The sequence below is a fragment of the Burkholderia sp. A2 genome (genome assembly GCF_001729305.1).
Classification (GTDB): Bacteria; Pseudomonadota; Gammaproteobacteria; order Burkholderiales; family Burkholderiaceae; genus Burkholderia; species Burkholderia sola.
This window is the reverse complement of sequence record NZ_LZXX01000109.1, coordinates 1-17598: the sequence shown is the minus strand read 5'-3', so window position 1 is coordinate 17598 and position 17598 is coordinate 1. Positions and strand designations below refer to the sequence as shown.

General features: G+C 61.2%; 13 protein-coding genes and 1 pseudogene. 12 read left to right on the top strand and 2 right to left on the bottom strand.

The window, feature by feature from the left end; translation table 11 throughout:
* Positions 1-59: 59 nt before the first annotated feature.
* The 10 genes from A9Z05_RS24980 (at position 60) to A9Z05_RS24935 (ending at position 12195) form a co-directional block, all read left to right on the top strand.
* A complete protein-coding gene (locus tag A9Z05_RS24980) occupies positions 60-1232 on the top strand; it encodes a 4-hydroxybenzoate 3-monooxygenase (protein WP_069620457.1) in 1173 nt (390 codons plus the stop codon).
* Positions 1233-1351: 119 nt separating this feature from the next.
* Entirely contained in the window at positions 1352-2497 is a 1146-nt protein-coding gene (locus A9Z05_RS24975) for an alpha-hydroxy-acid oxidizing protein (RefSeq protein ID WP_084044420.1), read from the top strand.
* A gap of 83 nt (positions 2498-2580) precedes the next feature.
* The gene (locus A9Z05_RS24970) at positions 2581-3540 is read left to right on the top strand and encodes a helix-turn-helix domain-containing protein (RefSeq protein WP_069620455.1); all 960 of its coding nucleotides are present in this window, start codon (positions 2581-2583) and stop codon (positions 3538-3540) included.
* 151 nt (positions 3541-3691) lie between these two features.
* Positions 3692-4744 (top strand): carbon-nitrogen hydrolase family protein, encoded by a 1053-nt coding sequence (locus tag A9Z05_RS24965; protein ID WP_069620454.1) that lies wholly within the window; start codon positions 3692-3694, stop codon positions 4742-4744.
* Between the two features lie 149 nt (positions 4745-4893).
* Positions 4894-6126: an MFS transporter gene (locus A9Z05_RS24960; RefSeq protein ID WP_218077820.1), complete on the top strand. Its 1233-nt coding sequence runs from the start codon at positions 4894-4896 to the stop codon at positions 6124-6126.
* Positions 6127-6242: 116 nt separating this feature from the next.
* Positions 6243-7664, top strand: coding sequence for an indoleacetamide hydrolase (gene iaaH / locus A9Z05_RS24955; protein WP_069620453.1), 1422 nt, complete (start codon positions 6243-6245; stop codon positions 7662-7664).
* Between the two features lie 36 nt (positions 7665-7700).
* On the top strand, positions 7701-8885 hold the full coding sequence (locus tag A9Z05_RS24950; protein WP_069620452.1) for a substrate-binding domain-containing protein: 1185 nt from the start codon (positions 7701-7703) through the stop codon (positions 8883-8885).
* A 4-nt stretch (positions 8886-8889) separates the two neighbouring features.
* Positions 8890-9735, top strand: coding sequence for a branched-chain amino acid ABC transporter permease (locus A9Z05_RS24945; protein ID WP_069620451.1), 846 nt, complete (start codon positions 8890-8892; stop codon positions 9733-9735).
* Positions 9713-11491, top strand: coding sequence for an ATP-binding cassette domain-containing protein (locus A9Z05_RS24940; RefSeq protein ID WP_069620450.1), 1779 nt, complete (start codon positions 9713-9715; stop codon positions 11489-11491). Before A9Z05_RS24945 ends, A9Z05_RS24940 begins: the two co-directional genes overlap by 23 nt.
* A gap of 20 nt (positions 11492-11511) precedes the next feature.
* On the top strand, positions 11512-12195 hold the full coding sequence (locus tag A9Z05_RS24935; RefSeq protein WP_069620449.1) for an ABC transporter ATP-binding protein: 684 nt from the start codon (positions 11512-11514) through the stop codon (positions 12193-12195).
* Between the two features lie 63 nt (positions 12196-12258).
* Here the strand turns inward: A9Z05_RS24935 and A9Z05_RS24930 are convergent, their stop codons facing one another.
* The gene (locus A9Z05_RS24930; protein ID WP_039350043.1) at positions 12259-12996 is read right to left on the bottom strand and encodes a helix-turn-helix transcriptional regulator; all 738 of its coding nucleotides are present in this window, start codon (positions 12994-12996) and stop codon (positions 12259-12261) included.
* 453 nt (positions 12997-13449) lie between these two features.
* Here A9Z05_RS24930 and A9Z05_RS24925 point away from each other — a divergent pair, with 453 nt between their 5' ends.
* The gene (locus A9Z05_RS24925; protein WP_084044419.1) at positions 13450-14508 is read left to right on the top strand and encodes a porin; all 1059 of its coding nucleotides are present in this window, start codon (positions 13450-13452) and stop codon (positions 14506-14508) included.
* 209 nt (positions 14509-14717) lie between these two features.
* Here the strand turns inward: A9Z05_RS24925 and A9Z05_RS35265 are convergent.
* Positions 14718-15028, bottom strand: a pseudogene (locus A9Z05_RS35265) (helix-turn-helix domain-containing protein); the annotation flags it as partial.
* Positions 15029-15731: 703 nt separating this feature from the next.
* Here A9Z05_RS35265 and A9Z05_RS24920 point away from each other — a divergent pair.
* Positions 15732-17429, top strand: a complete 1698-nt coding sequence (locus A9Z05_RS24920; protein ID WP_069620448.1) for a M4 family metallopeptidase — start codon at positions 15732-15734, stop codon at positions 17427-17429.
* The last annotated feature ends 169 nt before the right edge of the window (positions 17430-17598 follow it).

Sequence of the window (17598 nt, the reverse complement as noted above, 5' to 3'; positions counted from 1 at the left end):
TCGCTCATGTTCAACCGAATGACGGAAAGCGTCTGACAGTACCTTCAGTTGGAGATAGCATGCGCACTCAAGTAGGCATTATTGGCGCCGGTCCTGCCGGCCTCCTTCTCTCTCATCTTTTGCATCTGAAAGGTATCGAGTCCGTCGTGCTCGAAACCCGCGGACGCGAGCAGATCGAATCGACGATCAGGGCGGGTGTACTCGAGCAGGGGACGATGGACCTGCTTGAAGCGTCCGGTGTCGGTGAACGAATGAAGGCGGAAGGTGCGTTGCATCACGGCTTTGAACTCGCGTTCGACGGCAAGCGGCGGCGCATCGACCTCAAGGCGTTGACCGGGCGGGCCATCACCGTCTATGCGCAGCACGAAGTCATCAAGGATCTGGTGGCGGCTCGCGTTGCTGCGGGCGGCTCTATCCTGTTTGGTGTCGCGGATGTCTCGATTCACAACATCGACACGTCAGCCCCGTCGATACGGTTCATGCATCAAGGGCAATCGCATACGCTGAACTGTGATTTCGTGATCGGATGCGACGGTTCGCAAGGGGTGTCCCGTTCGGCGATTCCCGAGAGCGTTCGGCGCGATTTCGAGCGCGTCTATCCCTTCGGCTGGTTCGGCATTCTGGTTGAAGGTGCACCGTCCGCCGACGAACTGATCTATGCACGTCATGATCGTGGCTTTGCATTGGTCAGCACCCGTTCGCCGACGGTTCAGCGTATGTATTTCCAGTGCGACCCGAAAGATTCCGTCGATATGTGGTCCGACGATCGGATCTGGGCCGAAATGCACGCACGCGTCGACTCCGCCGATGGTCAGCGCGTTGTCGACGGGAAGATTTTTCAGAAGAATATCGTCGGCATGAGAAGCTTTGTCTCAACGACGATGCAGCATGGCAGGCTATTTCTTGCCGGTGATGCCGCTCATATCGTTCCGCCCACCGGAGCAAAAGGTCTCAACCTGGCAGTCTCCGACGTACGAATCCTGAGCGGTGGACTGGACGCGTATTACCGGACTGGCGATGAAGCGCAACTCGCTGCGTACAGTCAGTCCGCGCTGAAGCGGATCTGGCGCGCGGAGCATTTCTCCTACTGGATGACCCGCATGATGCATCGCCTCGACGATGCCTCGCCGTTTGAACAGCAGTTGCAGGTTGCCGAACTCGAACATGTGACTACGTCCGAGACTGCGGCGAGGTCCATGGCGGAAAACTATGTCGGCAGCGTTGTCGTTTAGCTTTCGGTGCTGTTGCTCGGTCGTTTTCCGGCTCGGACGATCGACGGAGACGCGCGAAACCGGCGTGCAGTGCGTCTCGTGCTTTTTGCATTACGACTTACTCTGACAGTACTTCAATCATGACAACAGGATTTCCCGGAATTTTCTCCGTCAGCGACTATCGTGACGAAGCCAGACGGCGGCTGCCGCGCATGGTGTTCGACTATCTGGAAGGCGCGGCGGACGATGAATCGGGATTGACGCATAACCGTTCGGCGTTCGACAGGTTGCAGTTGTTGCCGCGCCGGCTGTCGGATGTCAGCACGCGAGAGCAGTCGGTGCCGCTTTTAGGGCGGCGGATTCCATTACCGCTGGTGATCGCGCCGACGGGCCTCAATAGCGCGTTCTGGCCGAAGGGCGACCTCGCACTTGCGCGCGCAGCGGGCAAGGCCGGTATTCCGTTTGCGCTATCGACGGCTTCCAACATGTCCATCGAAGAGGTGGCAAAAGGGGCCGACGGAGACCTTTGGTTTCAGCTGTACGTCGTTCATCGCAACCTCGCGAAGAGTCTGGTCAATCGTGCCCGTTCGGCTCGCTATTCGACCTTGATCCTCACTGCCGATGTCGCGGTGAACGGCTTTCGCCGACGCGATCTTCGCAATGGCTTTGCCATGCCGTTCAAGGCAAGTGCACGTGCGGCAGTCGACGGACTGTCGCACCCGCGCTGGCTTTGGTCCTATCTGATGAACGGCATGCCGGAGTTGAAGAATTTCGCCACGGACGATGCATCGGACACCGCCTCCCAGGCGGCGATTCTTCGCCGGCAGATGGATGCGAGCTTCAGTTGGGACGACCTGCGCCGTTTGCGGGACGAATGGCCGGGCAAACTCCTCGTCAAGGGCATCGTGACGGCCGACGATGCCGCGCGGTGCGTCGCGCTCGGCGCGGACGGCGTCATCGTTTCGAACCACGGCGGCAGGCAACTCGCCGACCTGCCCGCGACGGCCGACGTGTTGCCGGATATCGTCGAGCGCACCTCGGGTACGACGGTCATTCTTGACAGCGGCATCCGGACGGGGACCGACGTCGTCAAGGCGGTCGCGCTGGGGGCCCACGCCGTGATGCTGGGGCGCGCCACCTTGTACGGGCTGGCTGCCAGAGGAGAAACCGGCGTGAGCGATGTCATCGACATGATCAAACGGGAAACTGACCGGACGCTCGCGCTCATCGGTTGTCGCTCGGTGGGCGAGCTCGATCGCAGCTATATTTCGAAGCGGCCATCATAGTTAACTGCGCATTGACGGCGGATTCTGGATGCGCAATTGTTCGGGGTAACACTCCCGCGTATTTGCCGCCGGAACCTTGTGCCATGAATCAAGTGACGACCACGGATCATTACCATCGCGACGACCGGCTTTTGGCATGGGCGGATCAGGTTCGGGCCAGTTGCGTCCCCATGGTTTTCAGCACCAAATCCGATCAGGGATTTCGTGGCGAGATTTCCAGCGTGAACACCGGCGGAGTGTGTGTGTCGCGGATCTCGGCGGTCGATCACGTCGCGGCTCATGACTGGGACGACGTGCGGCGCACGGCGGACGACTACCTGCTCGTGTCGATACAGATCGAGGGGCGAGGTGCACTCGAGCAGGATGCCCGCACCGCGTTCGTCGACCCTACAGACATGGTGCTGTTCGACTCATCGCGCCATTTCGTCTGGCATTTTTCCGGACAACACTACACGATCCGCTTTCCCCGCCAGGCGCTGGAGAAACTGGTGCCGTGCGGCCGGCAGCACACCGCGGTGCGTATTCCTGCGGCTACCGGGATACGCCGTATCGCCGCGGACCATATCGCGTCGCTGCACCGAGTGCTTTCGTCAGACAAAGACGCGATGACCGCTTGCGAGAGGCTTGGCGATGTGTCCGCCAACCTGGTCGCGCTGGCGTTGGCGGATTATTTCAACACGGTTCCGCTGCCCAGATCCAACGTGAAAGAGATGCATCTGCTTCGGGCACGTGCGTTGATCAAGGACCGGATTCACGAACCGGAACTGGGACCCGAACGGATCGCCGATGAACTGGGGGTGTCCAGCCGTTACCTCTACCGGCTGTTCGCCGAGGTCGGGGAGTCGATCGGCGAGACCATCTGTACGGCCCGACTCAACGGGTGCGGCGAGTGGCTTCGGCAACGTGCATACGCAAACCGCTCGATTACCGATATTGCGATGGCATGGGGTTTCAATAACGCATCGCATTTCAGTCGCACGTTTCGACGTCACTTCGGCATGTCCGCGCGCGACTACCGTGCGAAGCACCGCAGCGCTATTTGAATCGCCCTGAGCGGGCTGCGCGGCGATCCCACCGGCTGGCAGCATAAGTAAAAATCCTGTTCTGTCAGAGTCAAGCGTCCGCCATATTGGCCCCGGACACTTCCTCTACAACGTTGCGGGCGTCCCGTCCCGCGAGTCGTGGAGGAGTATCTTGGCTCTCAACCATCCCCAATATAAGGCGGCTGTCGTGCAAGCCGCCCCGGCGTTCCTTGATCTTCAAGCCGGAATCGAAAAGTCCATACGCCTGATTGAAGAGGCGGCGCAGGCCGGCGCCGCCCTGATCGCATTCCCTGAAGTGTGGCTGCCGGGCTACCCGTTCTACGTCTGGCTGGGTACACCGGCCTGGTATATGAGCAAAGGCTATGTTCAGCGATATTTCGACAACTCGCTGAGCTACGACAGTCCGGAAGCCGATGCACTGAGGGACGCGGCGAGAAAAAACCGCATCACGGTGGTGATGGGACTCTCGGAGCGCAAGGGCCATTCGTTGTATATCTCCCAATGGATCATCGGCCCCGACGGAGAAACCCTCCTGCAACGACAGAAACTCAAGCCTACCCACCTCGAGCGGACGGTCTTCGGTGACGGGGAGGGCAGCGGCCTGACCGTAATCGACAGTCCGTTGGGAAAGCTCGGCGGGCTTTGTTGTGCCGAACACGTGCAGCCTTTGACCAAGGCCGCCATGTATGCGCAAGGCGAACAGGTCCACGTTGCGGCCTGGCCAAGCTTCTCGCTCTATGAATTTGCCAGCGCATTGAGCCACCAGGTGAACAACGCGGTTTCGCGGACGTATGCCGTCGAAGGAGGTTGCTTCGTCCTCGCGCCTTCGACAGTCGTGACCCAGGAAATGGTCGAGAGCCTTTGCGACACCGAGGACAAACGTCAGCTGTTGCGGGCAGGCGGTGGCCATAGCGTCGGATACGGGCCCGACGGGGCGGAACTGTTCGACAAGATCGACGAAACCGCGGAAGGCCTGCTCTACGCCGATATCGATCTCGGCATGCAATCGCTTTCGAAGTGCGTTTTCGATCCGGTGGGGCATTACTCGCGGCCTGACGTTCTGCGGTTGCTGATCGACCGGCGAGCGCGCCCCCCTGTCGCCGAGATTTTCGACAGAGCGCCTGGGGAGGAGGTTGCCGATGATCAGACTGCATCGGACAACAGCTGCCCGTCCGAGCCAGCGAGAAGTGGCGGAGATCGGTAGTGGGACCGCCGGACTCGCCATGTCATTCGATGGCGAGCCGGTTGGAGACTTCGTGTCGCTGCCGTGTGGGCTTGATGCCGATTAAGGTGGGATGGCTATTCTTCGAAGCGATGACCATCCAGTCAAGACGATATAGTTAGGATGTCGATATGAACTACAAAGAAAATAGAAGCTACGAATGGAAGATGGTCGTCTTGCTTGCGGTGCTGTTCGGCATCGTCGGTCTCGACCGTCTGGTCATCGTGTACCTGTTCCCGGTTCTTCTGCCGGAGCTCAAGCTGAACAACACGCAGGCCGGCGCCATCGCGTCGGTTCTCGCGCTGACCTGGGCCATTTCGACTTGGGTGCTCGGGAGTTTGTCCGACCGCCACGGGCGTCGCAAGATCCTTCTTGGGTCGTCAATCTTCTTTTCGGTGATGACCTCCTTTACCGGCGTCGCCAAGTCGTTCCACAGCATGCTGCTCGTGCGAGGCCTCCTTGGCGTGGGCGAGGGTGGCGTGTTCAGCGCCAGCGTTGCGACCATCGACGAAATATCGACGCCGAGCCGGCGCGGCCTGAATCTGGGCATTCATCAGTCGTTTTTCCCGCTTCTGGGTATCGGCCTCGGGCCGATCATCGCTACCCAGCTCGTGATGCACATGCACTGGGAGTGGGTGTTTTTCGTGCTCGGCATCCCGGGGCTTTTGCTGACGTTCCTGATCGGCAGGACCATGCGCAAGACGGAGACCGGTCGCGACAAGCAGGTCCGATCCGCATCGGGCGGCCCGTTGACCGTGCTGAGATACAAGAACATCTGGTTGACCACGGTCATCGGATCGCTGTTCCAGACGGGCCTGTTCGTGTTCTCGACGTTCGTCGCGCTCTATCTGACCAAAGTGGTGGGCCTCAGCCTCGGTACGGTCGGCCTGATCATCTCCGGATGGGGTTTCGGCGGGTTCATCGGGATGATCGCCGTTCCGGCGATATCGGATCGGCTCGGGCGCCGTATCGTGCTCGTCGTCTCCGCGACCTGCTATGGCCTCCTGATGTTGGCGTTCGTGCTTTGTCACGCTTCCCCGATCGTGATGTTCGCCAACCTCTTTGCTGCCGGGATCTGTGGCTTCGGGATCGCGCCGCTCTTTCTTGCCGTGATTCCTTGCGAATCCGTACCGTCGACGCTGACCGGCTCCGCCGTGGGCGTTCCAACCGCTGTCAGTGAACTCATTGGCGGGGTCCTGATGCCGGTGGTGGCAGGCGGGCTCGCCGACACGTTCGGCCTGGGTTATCCGATGCTGATCGTCGGGTGTGTGTCGTTGGTGAGCGCGTTCGTCGGGATGTTTCTCGACGAAACGGTGCCCGCCGCGACGTCGAAGCATGCCGTCTCGAACATCGACGCGGCCTGAACGTCCGGTGATGAGGCGACGCTGCCAGGGTTGACTGCGTCGTCGTCATTTCTGACGATGCGCGACAAAAATGTCGGCGCGCAATCTACGAAGACCGACATGCACGAGAGACGTAGATGCCAACCCTGCCGCAGCTTTCAGTCGTCGACGCAAAAGGCGCGATCGATCGACGCGAGATTTCCTGCCTGGAATACGTTCAGGCGCTGGTCGATCAACAGGCCAAAACCGAGTCGCTGAACGGGTTCGTGTATTTCAACGCCGAGGCGCTGTTGCAAGCAGCGCGGGCGCACGATGAAGCGCTCGCAGCCCGAACTGGCCGGATGTCACTTGCCGGCATTCCGTTGGCCATCAAGGACAACATCGACTGTGCGGGCATGCCGACAGCCGCTGGAACGGCAGCGCTCCGCCACGCCGTACCGCGAGCGAACGCGCCGGTCGTGGCACGCGTGATCGAGGCCGGTGCGCTGGCAGCCGGCAAAGCCAACATGCACGAACTCGCTTTCGGCTGCACCAACGACAACGGATGTTTTGGCCCGGCCCGGAATCCGTATGACCCGTCCAGAATTCCCGGCGGAAGCAGCGGTGGGTCTGCCGTGCTGGTGGCGAGCGGTGCGGTGCCGGCGGCGCTCGGCACCGACACGGGCGGATCGGTACGGATACCGGCGGCGCTGTGCGGACTGGTCGGCTTTCGTCCTACGCATGGACGCTATCCGTCCGGGGGCGTCGTACCGATATCGCCCACGCGTGACACGGTCGGCCCGATTGCCCGCACCGTCTCCGACGTGATACTGCTGGACGAGATCCTGTCGGGAAGTGATTCAGCGCTTCCCGTGATCGACGGCGAACGTGACTTTCGCCTGGCAGTCCCGTACTCGACGATGTGGGAGGGGCTGTCGCCCGATGCCCGGCCGGTACTCGAACGAGCGCTGCAGCAGCTCGAGGAAGCCGACTTCGAACTGGTCGACGTGGACCTGCGACGTTATCCGTTTTTCCGTGCGAAGAAGAACGCCACCATCCCCTTCTTCGAATTTGCCGGTGCCGTGGCGCGCTATCTGGAAGCAGGCGGCGTAGCCGTGACGTTCCCGGAGATCGTCGCCCGCATCGAGAGCCCGGATGTGGCCCGAATCGTCGGCCACATCCTCGGGGGCGGTGCGATTTCCGCGACCGAATACGCCGAAGCGCTTCTCGCGCGAGAGCAGTCGCGCACGTCGTACGTGGCGTGTCTTCGCGAAGTGGACGCAGACGCACTGCTGTTTCCCACAGTCCTGATTCCGGCCTGCAGCATCGGCGCTGAAACGGTGGTGGTCGGGTCCGAAGCGCTCGATGTCTTTGCCGCATACACACGAAATACCGAACCGGGCAGCAACGCAGGGGTACCCGGCATCACCGTGCCGGCAGGTCTGACCCAGGATGGGCTCCCGGTTGGATTGGCGCTGGACGGTGCTCCGTATTCGGATCAGCGAATTCTGCAGATCGGCAAGGAAATGGAGCGTGTCCTGTGTGCCGCGACGTTCCCGCGTCTCGACACACCCGTTTGAACCATCCGGCAACGGCTTAACGAGAAAGGCAAGCAAATGAATCGTCGAAATGTCCTGAAGAGTATTGCGCTCGGTGCTGCAAGTGCCGCGGTGGGCGTTGGCGGGCTCGTGCCGGCATCGGTACGCGCGGCAAATCAGCCGCTGAAGTTGGCGCTGATGGCGCCGATGAGCGGGCCGGCCGCATTCTTCGGCCAAGCCTGCAAAAACAGCGCAGCGATGGCAATCGCGGAGATCAACGCGCGCGGGGGCGTGTTGGGGCGCCCGCTCGAGTTGCTGGTGGGCGACGCCGGCGCAGCACCTTCCGAGTCGGCGCAGACGGCGCTCCGCCTCTGGAAGCGCGACAAGGCGGAGGTCTTCGTCGGATCGCACGACAGTGCCGTGCGCACGGCGCTGGAAAGTCTGTTCCGAGGCCTGGTGCCATACTTCTATACGCCGATGTACGAGGGGGGCGATTGCGCGAAGGGGACGTTCTTCGTCGGCGAGACGCCCGCGCAGCAACTGACGCCGGTCATTCCGTGGCTGACCGCCCAACACCAGATCAAGCGCTGGTTCCTGATCGGCAACGACTACATCTGGCCGCGCAAGTCGAACGAAGTGGCGAAGAAGGCGATTCAGGGTGCCGGCGCGACCGTGGTCGGCGAAGAGTACGTGCCGTTCGACGTCGACAACTTCGACGCGGTACTCGGCAAGATCCGGGACAGCAAGGCAGATGCGGTGTTCATCACGCTGGTGGGCGGCTCGGCCGTCACGTTCAACAGAAGTTTTGCGAGCTTCGGTCTCAGCGACAAGATGATCCGTTTCGGCACGATGATCGAGGAAAACACGTTGATCGGCATCGGTGCGTCCAACGCCAGGAACCTCTACTCGGCTTCCGGCTTTTTCTCGACGCCGACCGCCACGTCCGCGCAGTTTCTGGAGCGCTATCACAAGCAGTTCGGCGCTTCGGCGGTATTGAGCAGCATTGGCGAGTCGACATACGAAGGCATCCTGATGTATGACGCGATGGCCAGGAAGGCGAATGCCGTGTCGATCGGCGAGCTGACGAAGGCGTCCGATGGGGCCAGTTACAAAGGCCCGCGCGGCGTGGTGACGATGAAGTCCCGCAATGTGACGGCCGACATCTTTCTCGCGAAGGCATCGGGCGCCCGCTACGACATCGTCAAGACGTTCTCGCAACTCGGCTCGGCCGAGACCTGTGCGAGCGGAGCGGGCGCGGGTTAACGTCATGCTGCTTTCCTATCTTCTCAATCTCGGGTACGCGTGTGCGGCCCTCGCGCTCACGACGATAGGCCTGGCCATCGTGTTCGGCCTGCTGGGCGTGCTGAACATGGCGCATGGCGAGTTCATCATGCTCGGCGCGTACTCGGTTGTCGTCGTGCAGCGTCTCGGGTTACCTGCCTTGCTTGCCATACCTTTGGCGATCGTCGTATGCGCCGCCGTCGGATGGATCGTCGAACGCCTGCTGGTGCGTCCTTTGTATCAGCGGCCATTCGATACCTTGCTCGCAACCTGGGGCGTTTCGATCCTGCTGCGCGAAGGCGTGGTCGCATTGTTCGGAAAGGGTTACCAGGACGTGGCCGGTGTGGATGGCGCATCGATCGATGTCTTGGGCACGCCGTATCCGGCATTCCGGCTCGCGATGATGTTCGCGGTGGGCCTCGCATTCGCCGGGCTCGCGGCATGGTACAGCCGCAGCCAGACGGGCGCGCGGATCCGAGGCATGGTCGCGAATCCCATTCTTGCGAAGGCGGCCGGCATCAACACGACGCGACTGGCCAGCGGCACTTTCATCACGGGTGTGGTGCTGGCCGGACTGGCGGGGGTGCTGCTCGCACCGATCGTGCGGGTCGAGCCGTACATGGGCCTCGACTATCTGCTCAATTCGTTTTTCGTGCTCGTCGTCGGTGGCCTGGGCAGCTTGCTCGGTCTCGCGGTAGGCACGTTCGTCATCGGCGGAACGCAGGTCGCGGTGTCGAGTTTCATCGATCAGACGTCGGGTTATACGGCTGTTCTGATCCTGTCCATCTATTTCTTGTGGAGTCGCCCAAATGGCCTCGTCTCGCGCCGTTGAAACGGCCCTCCAGGTTGCCACGGCGGCGATTCTTCTGAGCTTGCCGCTGCTGTGGGCCGGCGACTACAGCGCAAACCAGATCGGGCTGCTGTTGCTGTATGGAATGGCGACGCAAAGCGTTGCCTTGTGCTGGGGGAATTCGGGTTTCTTGCCGCTCGGCCAAAGCCTGTTCTTCGGGCTGGGCGCGTATGTCAGCGCGTTTGTATTGCGCTCCGCGGGCGCGGCCGGCGGCAAATGGCAGATCATTCTGCTTCCGCTTGCCATAGCGGCGCCGGCGGCGCTGGCCTATGCGATCGGATTCATCGTCTTTTCGCGCCGGATCGACAGCGGGCCGTTTTTTTCGTTGATTACTCTCGCGTTGTGCATGTTGGGGTTTCTGCTGGCCAATCAATGGAGCAGCGTGACCGGCGGTTTCAACGGGCTCACCGATATCCCCGATCTGCCGATGACCGACCGGTATGGAAATCTGTATTACGTGATCGCAGCGGCTGCGGTCGGGGTCACGGCACTGATCACTTGGCTGAACCGCAGACCGATCGGGACGCTCTGGGCAGCGATTTCGGAGAATGAAGATCGCCTCCAGTTTTTTGGATTTGCGACGCACAAGCTGAAGGCGGCCGCTTTCGGCCTCTCGGGCGCGATCGCTGGTTTGGGCGGCGCCCTGTATGCGCCGCACGAAGGTCTGGTCGGTCCGCAGGCGGTCGGCGTGGCATTGTCGGCGCAGTTCGTCATCTGGGCGGCCGTCGGCGGAAAGCGCAGTCCATTGGGCGCGCAACTCGGCGCCGTCGTGATCGGACTGCTCGCCGCGACGTGGCGTGACCTGTTCACCTATTGGGAAGTGCTGGTCGCGCTGATTTTCATCGGTGTGGTGCGGCTATTTCCCGATGGCCTGGCCGGCGCGGCGGCCGCGCTTGCGCGCATGGCCGGTCTGCGCGTCGCGAGCCCCATTCCGGAGAAACGGATCGATGCGCACGACATCGCGACGATCGACCTGCGACCGGCTCAATCCACGCTGCTCAGTTTCAGGAAGGTGGAAGTCAGCCAGGGCGGCGTCAACATTCTCAACGGGCTTGATCTCGAGGTGGGAGCAGGGGGCGTCAATTGTTTCATTGGTCCCAACGGCGCCGGGAAGACGTCGACGTTCAACGCAATGACGGGCCGCTTGCCGGTTCGTTCCGGTGAAATCCACTTTCGCGGGGCCGAGATTTCGTCCTCGCCGGCGTGGCAGGTCGCCCGACTGGGCGTCGGCCGCAAGTTCCAGATTCCGTCGGTTTTTGCGCAGTTGTCCGTCAACGAGAATCTTCAGATCGCGCTGTGGGCGAACCGGATCCGTCCTCGAGAGATGTTGGCCGCGGCGCCGCTGCATTGGAATTCGCTTCAACGCGTTCGCACACTCGAAAAATTCGGATTTCTCGAATCGAATATGGCCGTTCGTGCGGGGGATCTTTCTCAAGGGATGCGCCAGATGCTGGAGTTCGCGATGGTGGCGATCACCGAGCCGCGTCTTTTGCTGCTCGACGAACCGTGCGCCGGTCTCTCGGCGCACGAAACCCGTCACATGATGGACGCGATCACGTCGACCGTAAGCGAACTGGACGCGTCGGCCATCGTGATCGAGCACGACATGAGCGCACTCGAAAAGATCGCCGACAACGTGGTGGTCCTGCATCAGGGCAGAAGCCTCGCGGTCGGATCTTTGGCACAGGTCAAGATGTCGGAAGACGTCAAGGCCGTCTACTCGGGAGGAAGAAAGTGAGCGAGCGCCGGGGAGAAGCCATGCTGAGGTTTTCGTCGATCGTCGCGGGCTACGGCGACACGATGGTGCTCAAGGGGATCAGCGGCGAGGTGGCCGCAGGTAGCGTACTGGGCGTATTCGGCCGCAACGGCGTGGGCAAGTCGACGCTCATGCGCGCTTTGGCCGGCGTCATCCAGCCCGCGTCCGGTACGGTCACCGTCAACGGCAGCGAAGTGGGCAAAGTGCCGTCGCATCAACGGCGACGTTTGGGGATGAGCTATGCGCCGCAGGAGCGGGTCGTCTTCGACAATTTGAGCGTCGCGGACAACCTGACACTCGGATTCAAGACCCGAAGCCTGGACGCATACGACGATCTCTTCCGGATTTTCCCGCGGCTTAAGGAACGCTTGTTCCAACCGGCCGGGAAGTTGAGCGGTGGTGAAAAAAAGTTACTTTCCTTCGCCAGGGTCATCGCAGAGCGTTCGCCTCTCACGCTGATCGACGAGCCGTCGGAAGGTGTTCAGCAGGAGAATCTGGAGCGGATGGCGTCGGTCATCCGGTCTCGAATCGCGGACGGAGCGGCGTTCGTGGTCGTCGAACAGAATCTGACGTTTCTCACGTCGATCGCCGACCATTTCATCGGTCTGGATCATGGAGAGGTCGTGCTGTCGGGCGACTCGATCGATATGTCTCGCGACCGGCTCGAAGCGGTGTTGGCAGTCTAGTCTCCCGTATCGGGCGATTCGTCTCATCGTGCGTACGTGGCCGTCGACCGCGCCGTTCAATCGTCACGACGGCGCGGTCGTGACGGCCGCGGCGACGCAGGCAGCAAGCTCCGCGCGGTTGGAGAATCCCTTCTTGTCCATGATCCGCCGCAAATGGGTGCGCACGGTCGACAGGCTGATGCAGAGAAGACGGCCGATATCCTGATCGGTACAACCCTTTGCGACCAGCTGCGCGATCTCGCTCTCACGGTCCGTGAGTCCCGTTGCGCTGCCTGCCCGACGTTTGATCGCGCGGCAAAGGAACGGTTCGATCGCATCGAGCACGAGTTTGTCGCGCATCTCGAACTCAGGCCGATTCCTCGTTCGCCAGATTCTCAGATCGCTGAGCTGGCGTTCGCCGTCGAAGACAAACACGTTGATCCCGTGATGCAAACCGTCCTGCGCGAGAAACTCGTTGTAGAACTCGCTTTTCTCCAGTGCAGGCCGGTCCATCACTTCCTCCACCAACGTGGCCCTGCGCAGCTTGCAGAGTTGCGCCGTCATCGGGTCATTGTGCTGGTACCAGCTCGTGTAGCGACGCACGTGATCCGAATCGACGTTGACCGCAATCGGGTCGACATAGGTTCCTTTTTCGGCATCCCAGTTGTAGGAGACGCAGAAATCGGATCGCAGCAGCCGGGTCAAGTCTGACAAAACGACGCGCCTGACATCCACGATCGGTCCGAGCTCTTCGAGCCGTCCGATGATGTCGCCGAAAAGTCGGAGTTCGTCGAGCGTGAGATCGTGAACTTGTGGCTTCAAGGGTGCCTCATCGGTGGGAAGAATCAGGAGACAGCATGCGTGACAGCCTTGAAAGACTGGTTCGCATTACACACCAAGCATAGCAGCGCAAAAAATCCTGATCAGCAACGAACTTCGCTGCCTCTGTCCGTCCGTTGTATTCATGCCGCAGTCAGGTGCACTGCCTATTGCGGATCGGATGGGACGCTCGCGCGGGGCCTGAATTTCGTGAGCGCAGGCTCGGTCCGGAATGTCCCTGTCGATATTTCTAACGATGGGGCTCAAAAAACGCGGCTCATAGAGTAGACGCACAGTGGGAAGCGGACGTGCTGAGCCTGTTCGTTGTAGAGGCGAGCTGGAGGATTACCCGGAGACGCCTGCCCATTGACCAAACGATTCCGACGCATTTCCGGCGGGACGTTTTCCTCAGTCATTTCGTTAACGAAAACTACGCCATAAAATTAGGAAAGCGATATGAATACGGTCATCAAGCGAAGCATGGTGGTGTGCGCCGCGGTTGGGTGTGGCGTGGCACATGCGCAGTCGTCAGTGACGCTGTACGGGCTGGTGGATGCCGGCATCACGTACACGAACAATGCGAAATCGAGCACGGGACATGGTGCGCTCGTGCAGTTTACGTCTGGGTCCTCGCAGGGAGATCGTTGGGGGCTGACGGGTAAAGAGGATCTGGGTGGCGGGCTTAAGGCGATCTTCACGCTCGAAAGCGGTTTTCAACTTTCCAACGGCGCGTTGGCGCAGAGCGGGCTGTTGTTCAATCGCGCAGCCTTCGTCGGCCTTGACGGGCGCTTCGGCACGCTGACGCTCGGGCGGCAATACGACTTCATCGGTGATATTTTCCCGGCATACTCGATTGCGGGCAACACGGCGGCGGGTATTTTGGGCTGGGGAATCCCGGCGTATGCGGCTGGCGGGTATACGCTCGATAACCGACTGTGGGGCGACAACATCAATAACTCGGTGAAGTATCTGTCGCCCACGATTTCGGGTTTCAGTGTCGGCGCCATGTATGGTTTCGGCAATGTCGCCGGCTCGTTGGGCACCAACAGTTCGATGAATTTTCTGCTGAACTACAGCCAAGGCGGGCTTGCCGCATCGCTGTCGTATTTCAAGCAGCATAACGCGACGACTTCCGCGAATTTGACCGAGTACGCCGGTGGCGCAACTTACAGCCTGGGGAAAGCCCAGATATTCGGCGTGGTGACCGATGTCCAGCTGAGCAGCGGGACCCAGGCTCGGGCGCTGACCTATGACGGCGGCATGACATACTTTGTCAGGCCCGATATTTCGCTCGGAGCAGGGTTCCAGTTTCAACAGCGTAACAACGGGGTTGGCAGCGCGAATCAGATAACCATCGGTGCGGACTACTTCATTTCCAAGCGAACGGACGTTTATTTCGTTGGCGCGCTCGCGCACGATCATGCACACGGCGCTCAAATCGAGGCTGCGCTCGGATCGCCGTCCAGCACGAGTTTTCAGACCGCAGCGCGGATCGGCATTCGGCACAAGTTCTGACGGTTGCGGGCCGAGAACGATGGCGAACAGCGTGGGGCGCCGACTGGGATGTCGTGTGGCGGCTGATCGAACTCGGTGTCCGCACCGATACGCCCAAGGCAGCGGTCGGGCTGGTCGGGATATTCAAGATTCCCCGCGCCACCGTGCCGGACAGCCCGATATACCCCTTCAAAGTGAAGGTATGGTTGGTCTCGATGGCGCGCCAGGACGTGGCACTCATACAGCTTCTCGCAGGCCAGCGTCGGCCCGAAATCGGCGTAGCGATCACGGATGATCGACAGTGCCCGATCGGCCAGATCAGCGTCCAGCCGCCGATTACCGGGACGCCACGCTTGCGCGAAGCCAGTCCGGCCGGGCCAGCAGCCCGATACCGGGCGACCAGCCGTTCTACCTGGCGCACGCTCAGGCCCAGCCGTTCGGCTGCACGCCCGGGCTTCAAACCCATATCCACCACGGCCTGGATCACCTTGAGTCGATCAAGCTCTCGCATCGTCAGTGTCACCAATCCGGCTGGCTGCATGGTCGGCTCCCGCGCTTGCTCAACGAGCCGTCCAGCATGCCAGCAGTCAAAAACACGACATCTGTAAATAGCCAGAACACGACATTAGGATATGGCTGCCACAAACAAAAATGTCGATAACACGCATTATGTCAATTTACATCGACATAAGTACCGTCCGCACGCAGTCTGCGGCCCTACGGTCCGCCAAGGCTCGAACATCGCCGTGAGCGATCAGCAAGATCCCCCGAATCACCTCCCGTAGTTGTCATGCGATCCTCGCTCGCCGACGCCCATCGACATTTAATGACTCCACGTCACAACCAGAAGATATCAAAAGCATAAAAAATTGATTTTACGGCACGCGGATCATCAACAATCGAAGTCAATATTTAATAAAAAATGATTCCGACCATTCACTTAACTCGAGATCTCATCGCCCGCGCTCCTTACAACCCTGCCACGACGATAAAGCCGCAAAGCGTCGCGGTGACACGCCGTAGAGACATCGCCCCGTTATCGCCATCGACACGATCATTTCAAATTCCTCACCAAATCCCGACTTGATTAACGGCAACGATATGAAAAATTAATAACAAAGAAAATATCTTGTAATTATAAAAATCACCTCCTAGCATCCCCCTGCTGTTCGCGACATGTCTTGTTTAAAAGTCATCACTTGATGCATTCCTCGAACAAACCCACTCATAACCTGGGGAATTACATGAAGAAACTGTCTCGACTGCTGCCCATCACCGCGATTACCGTCGCGAGTCTCAGCGCTTTTGCGCAGGCCGGCGACCAGCCGGCCGCGGTCGACAAGGCGCTGCAACTGATCCAGCAGAACCCGACCACCTTCAGCGTGGCGGCCAGCGGCGCGGCACGCACGTTGAAGTTCGCCGGACCGCAAGCAGGCGCCCCAACCGACGGCGACCAGTTCCAGGTGCGTGACGTGATCGTCGATCCCGACGGCACCGAGCACGTGCGCTTCGATCGCTTCCACGCGGGCCTGCCCGTGATCGGCGGCGACGTGGTCGTCCATTCGCGCAACGGGCAGTTGAAGCAGGCAAGCGTGACGCAGCTCGCACCGATCAATCTCGCCGGCACGATCGGCAAGGTCGGCAACCGCGCCGTGGTACGCAACGCACCCGACGTAGGCGCGACGCGGGCCAGACACATCGCGGCCGCGCGCTTCAACTCCGACGTGCGCCGCGTCGATGACCCGGAACTCGTCGTGTTCGCCCGCGACGTCACGCCGACGCTGGCCTATGCGGTACGCGTCTACGGCAAGTCGACCGACACGCACGGCGACGCCGTGCTGTACTACGTCGACGCCCGCACCGGCGCCGTGCTCGACGCACAGGACCTGATCAAGACCGCCGCCGCGACCGGCACCGGCCGGTCGCTGTACTACGGCAACCTGACGCTCACGACGGACCAGACCGGCACGAACGCATACCGGATGCTCGATCCGGGCCGCGGCGGCGGCTCGGTCTACGATGGCCGCGGCCTGAGCTCGGACGAGGTCGAGCAAGCGACCGACCTGCCGATCTTCACGAGCAGCACGAACGTGTGGGGCAACAACACGACCACCGACCGGCAGACGGTTGCGGCAGACATCGACTACGGGCTCGCGTTGACTTGGGACTACTACAAGACCGCGCACAATCGCAACGGCATCTTCAACGACGGTCGCGGCGTGAGAAGCTACGCTCACGTGGTGTTCAATACCGGCAGCGGCACGACCGGCGCGAACGCGGCATGGCTGTCGTCGCGCGTGATGGCGTACGGCGACGGCGAGCCGGGCACGCGTCTGCCGAAACCCGTGGTGTCGGTCGACGTCGCCGGGCACGAGATGAGTCACGGCGTGACCGAAGCCACCGCCAACCTGAACTATTCGGGCGACGCGGGCGGCCTGAACGAGGCGACGTCCGACATTTTCGGCACGCTCGTGAAGTTCTACGCGAACAACCCGAACGATCCCGGCAACTACGTGATCGGCGCGCGCGTGGTGAGCGGCGGCCTGCGCAAGATGTACAAGCAGGATCTCGACGGCCGGTCGTTCAGCTGCTACCCGTCGGGCGGCTTCTCGTGGTCGAATCCGCGCCACGATCCGCACTTCACGTCGGGGGTCGGCAACCGCTTCTTCTACCTGCTGTCGGAAGGGCCGTCGGTGCCGTCGACCGACACCGGCCTGTCGAGAGCGCAACTGGTCTGCAACGGCGACACGACGTTCAGCGGGCTGGGTCGCGACAAGGCCGGCAAGATCTGGTACCGGACGCTCACCGTGTACCTGAACGCGAACTCGAGCTACCCGAACGCGCGGCGCGCGTCGATCCAGGCGGCGAACGACCTGTATGGCGCGAACTCGGCCGAAAGCGCGGCGGTCGCGCGCGCGTGGAGTGCTGTCGGGGTGAATTGACGGCGCTTGCGGATACGTCGAACGCCAGAGGTCGCGTGATGGTGCTTCGCTTCGGAAGAAAGCGATTCGGTAGTGGTCACGCGGCGCTCGGATAAATGACGGGAACGTGCTGACCGACCGCCTGCGCATGCAGGCGGTCGGTGGACTGTGTGTTCTTGCAGTCAGACGC

Excerpts from the sequence above, each read along its gene's own strand:
- A9Z05_RS24980 (WP_069620457.1), top strand. The coding sequence starts at position 60 with ATGCGCACTCAAGTAGGCATTATTGGCGCCGGTCCTGCCGGCCTCCTT.
- A9Z05_RS24975 (WP_084044420.1), top strand. The coding sequence starts at position 1,352 with ATGACAACAGGATTTCCCGGAATTTTCTCCGTCAGCGACTATCGTGAC.
- A9Z05_RS24970 (WP_069620455.1), top strand. The coding sequence starts at position 2,581 with ATGAATCAAGTGACGACCACGGATCATTACCATCGCGACGACCGGCTT.
- A9Z05_RS24960 (WP_218077820.1), top strand. The coding sequence starts at position 4,894 with ATGAACTACAAAGAAAATAGAAGCTACGAATGGAAGATGGTCGTCTTG.
- iaaH (WP_069620453.1), top strand. The coding sequence starts at position 6,243 with ATGCCAACCCTGCCGCAGCTTTCAGTCGTCGACGCAAAAGGCGCGATC.
- A9Z05_RS24950 (WP_069620452.1), top strand. The coding sequence starts at position 7,701 with ATGAATCGTCGAAATGTCCTGAAGAGTATTGCGCTCGGTGCTGCAAGT.
- A9Z05_RS24945 (WP_069620451.1), top strand. The coding sequence starts at position 8,890 with ATGCTGCTTTCCTATCTTCTCAATCTCGGGTACGCGTGTGCGGCCCTC.
- A9Z05_RS24940 (WP_069620450.1), top strand. The coding sequence starts at position 9,713 with ATGGCCTCGTCTCGCGCCGTTGAAACGGCCCTCCAGGTTGCCACGGCG.
- A9Z05_RS24935 (WP_069620449.1), top strand. The coding sequence starts at position 11,512 with ATGCTGAGGTTTTCGTCGATCGTCGCGGGCTACGGCGACACGATGGTG.
- A9Z05_RS24925 (WP_084044419.1), top strand. The coding sequence starts at position 13,450 with ATGAATACGGTCATCAAGCGAAGCATGGTGGTGTGCGCCGCGGTTGGG.
- A9Z05_RS24920 (WP_069620448.1), top strand. The coding sequence starts at position 15,732 with ATGAAGAAACTGTCTCGACTGCTGCCCATCACCGCGATTACCGTCGCG.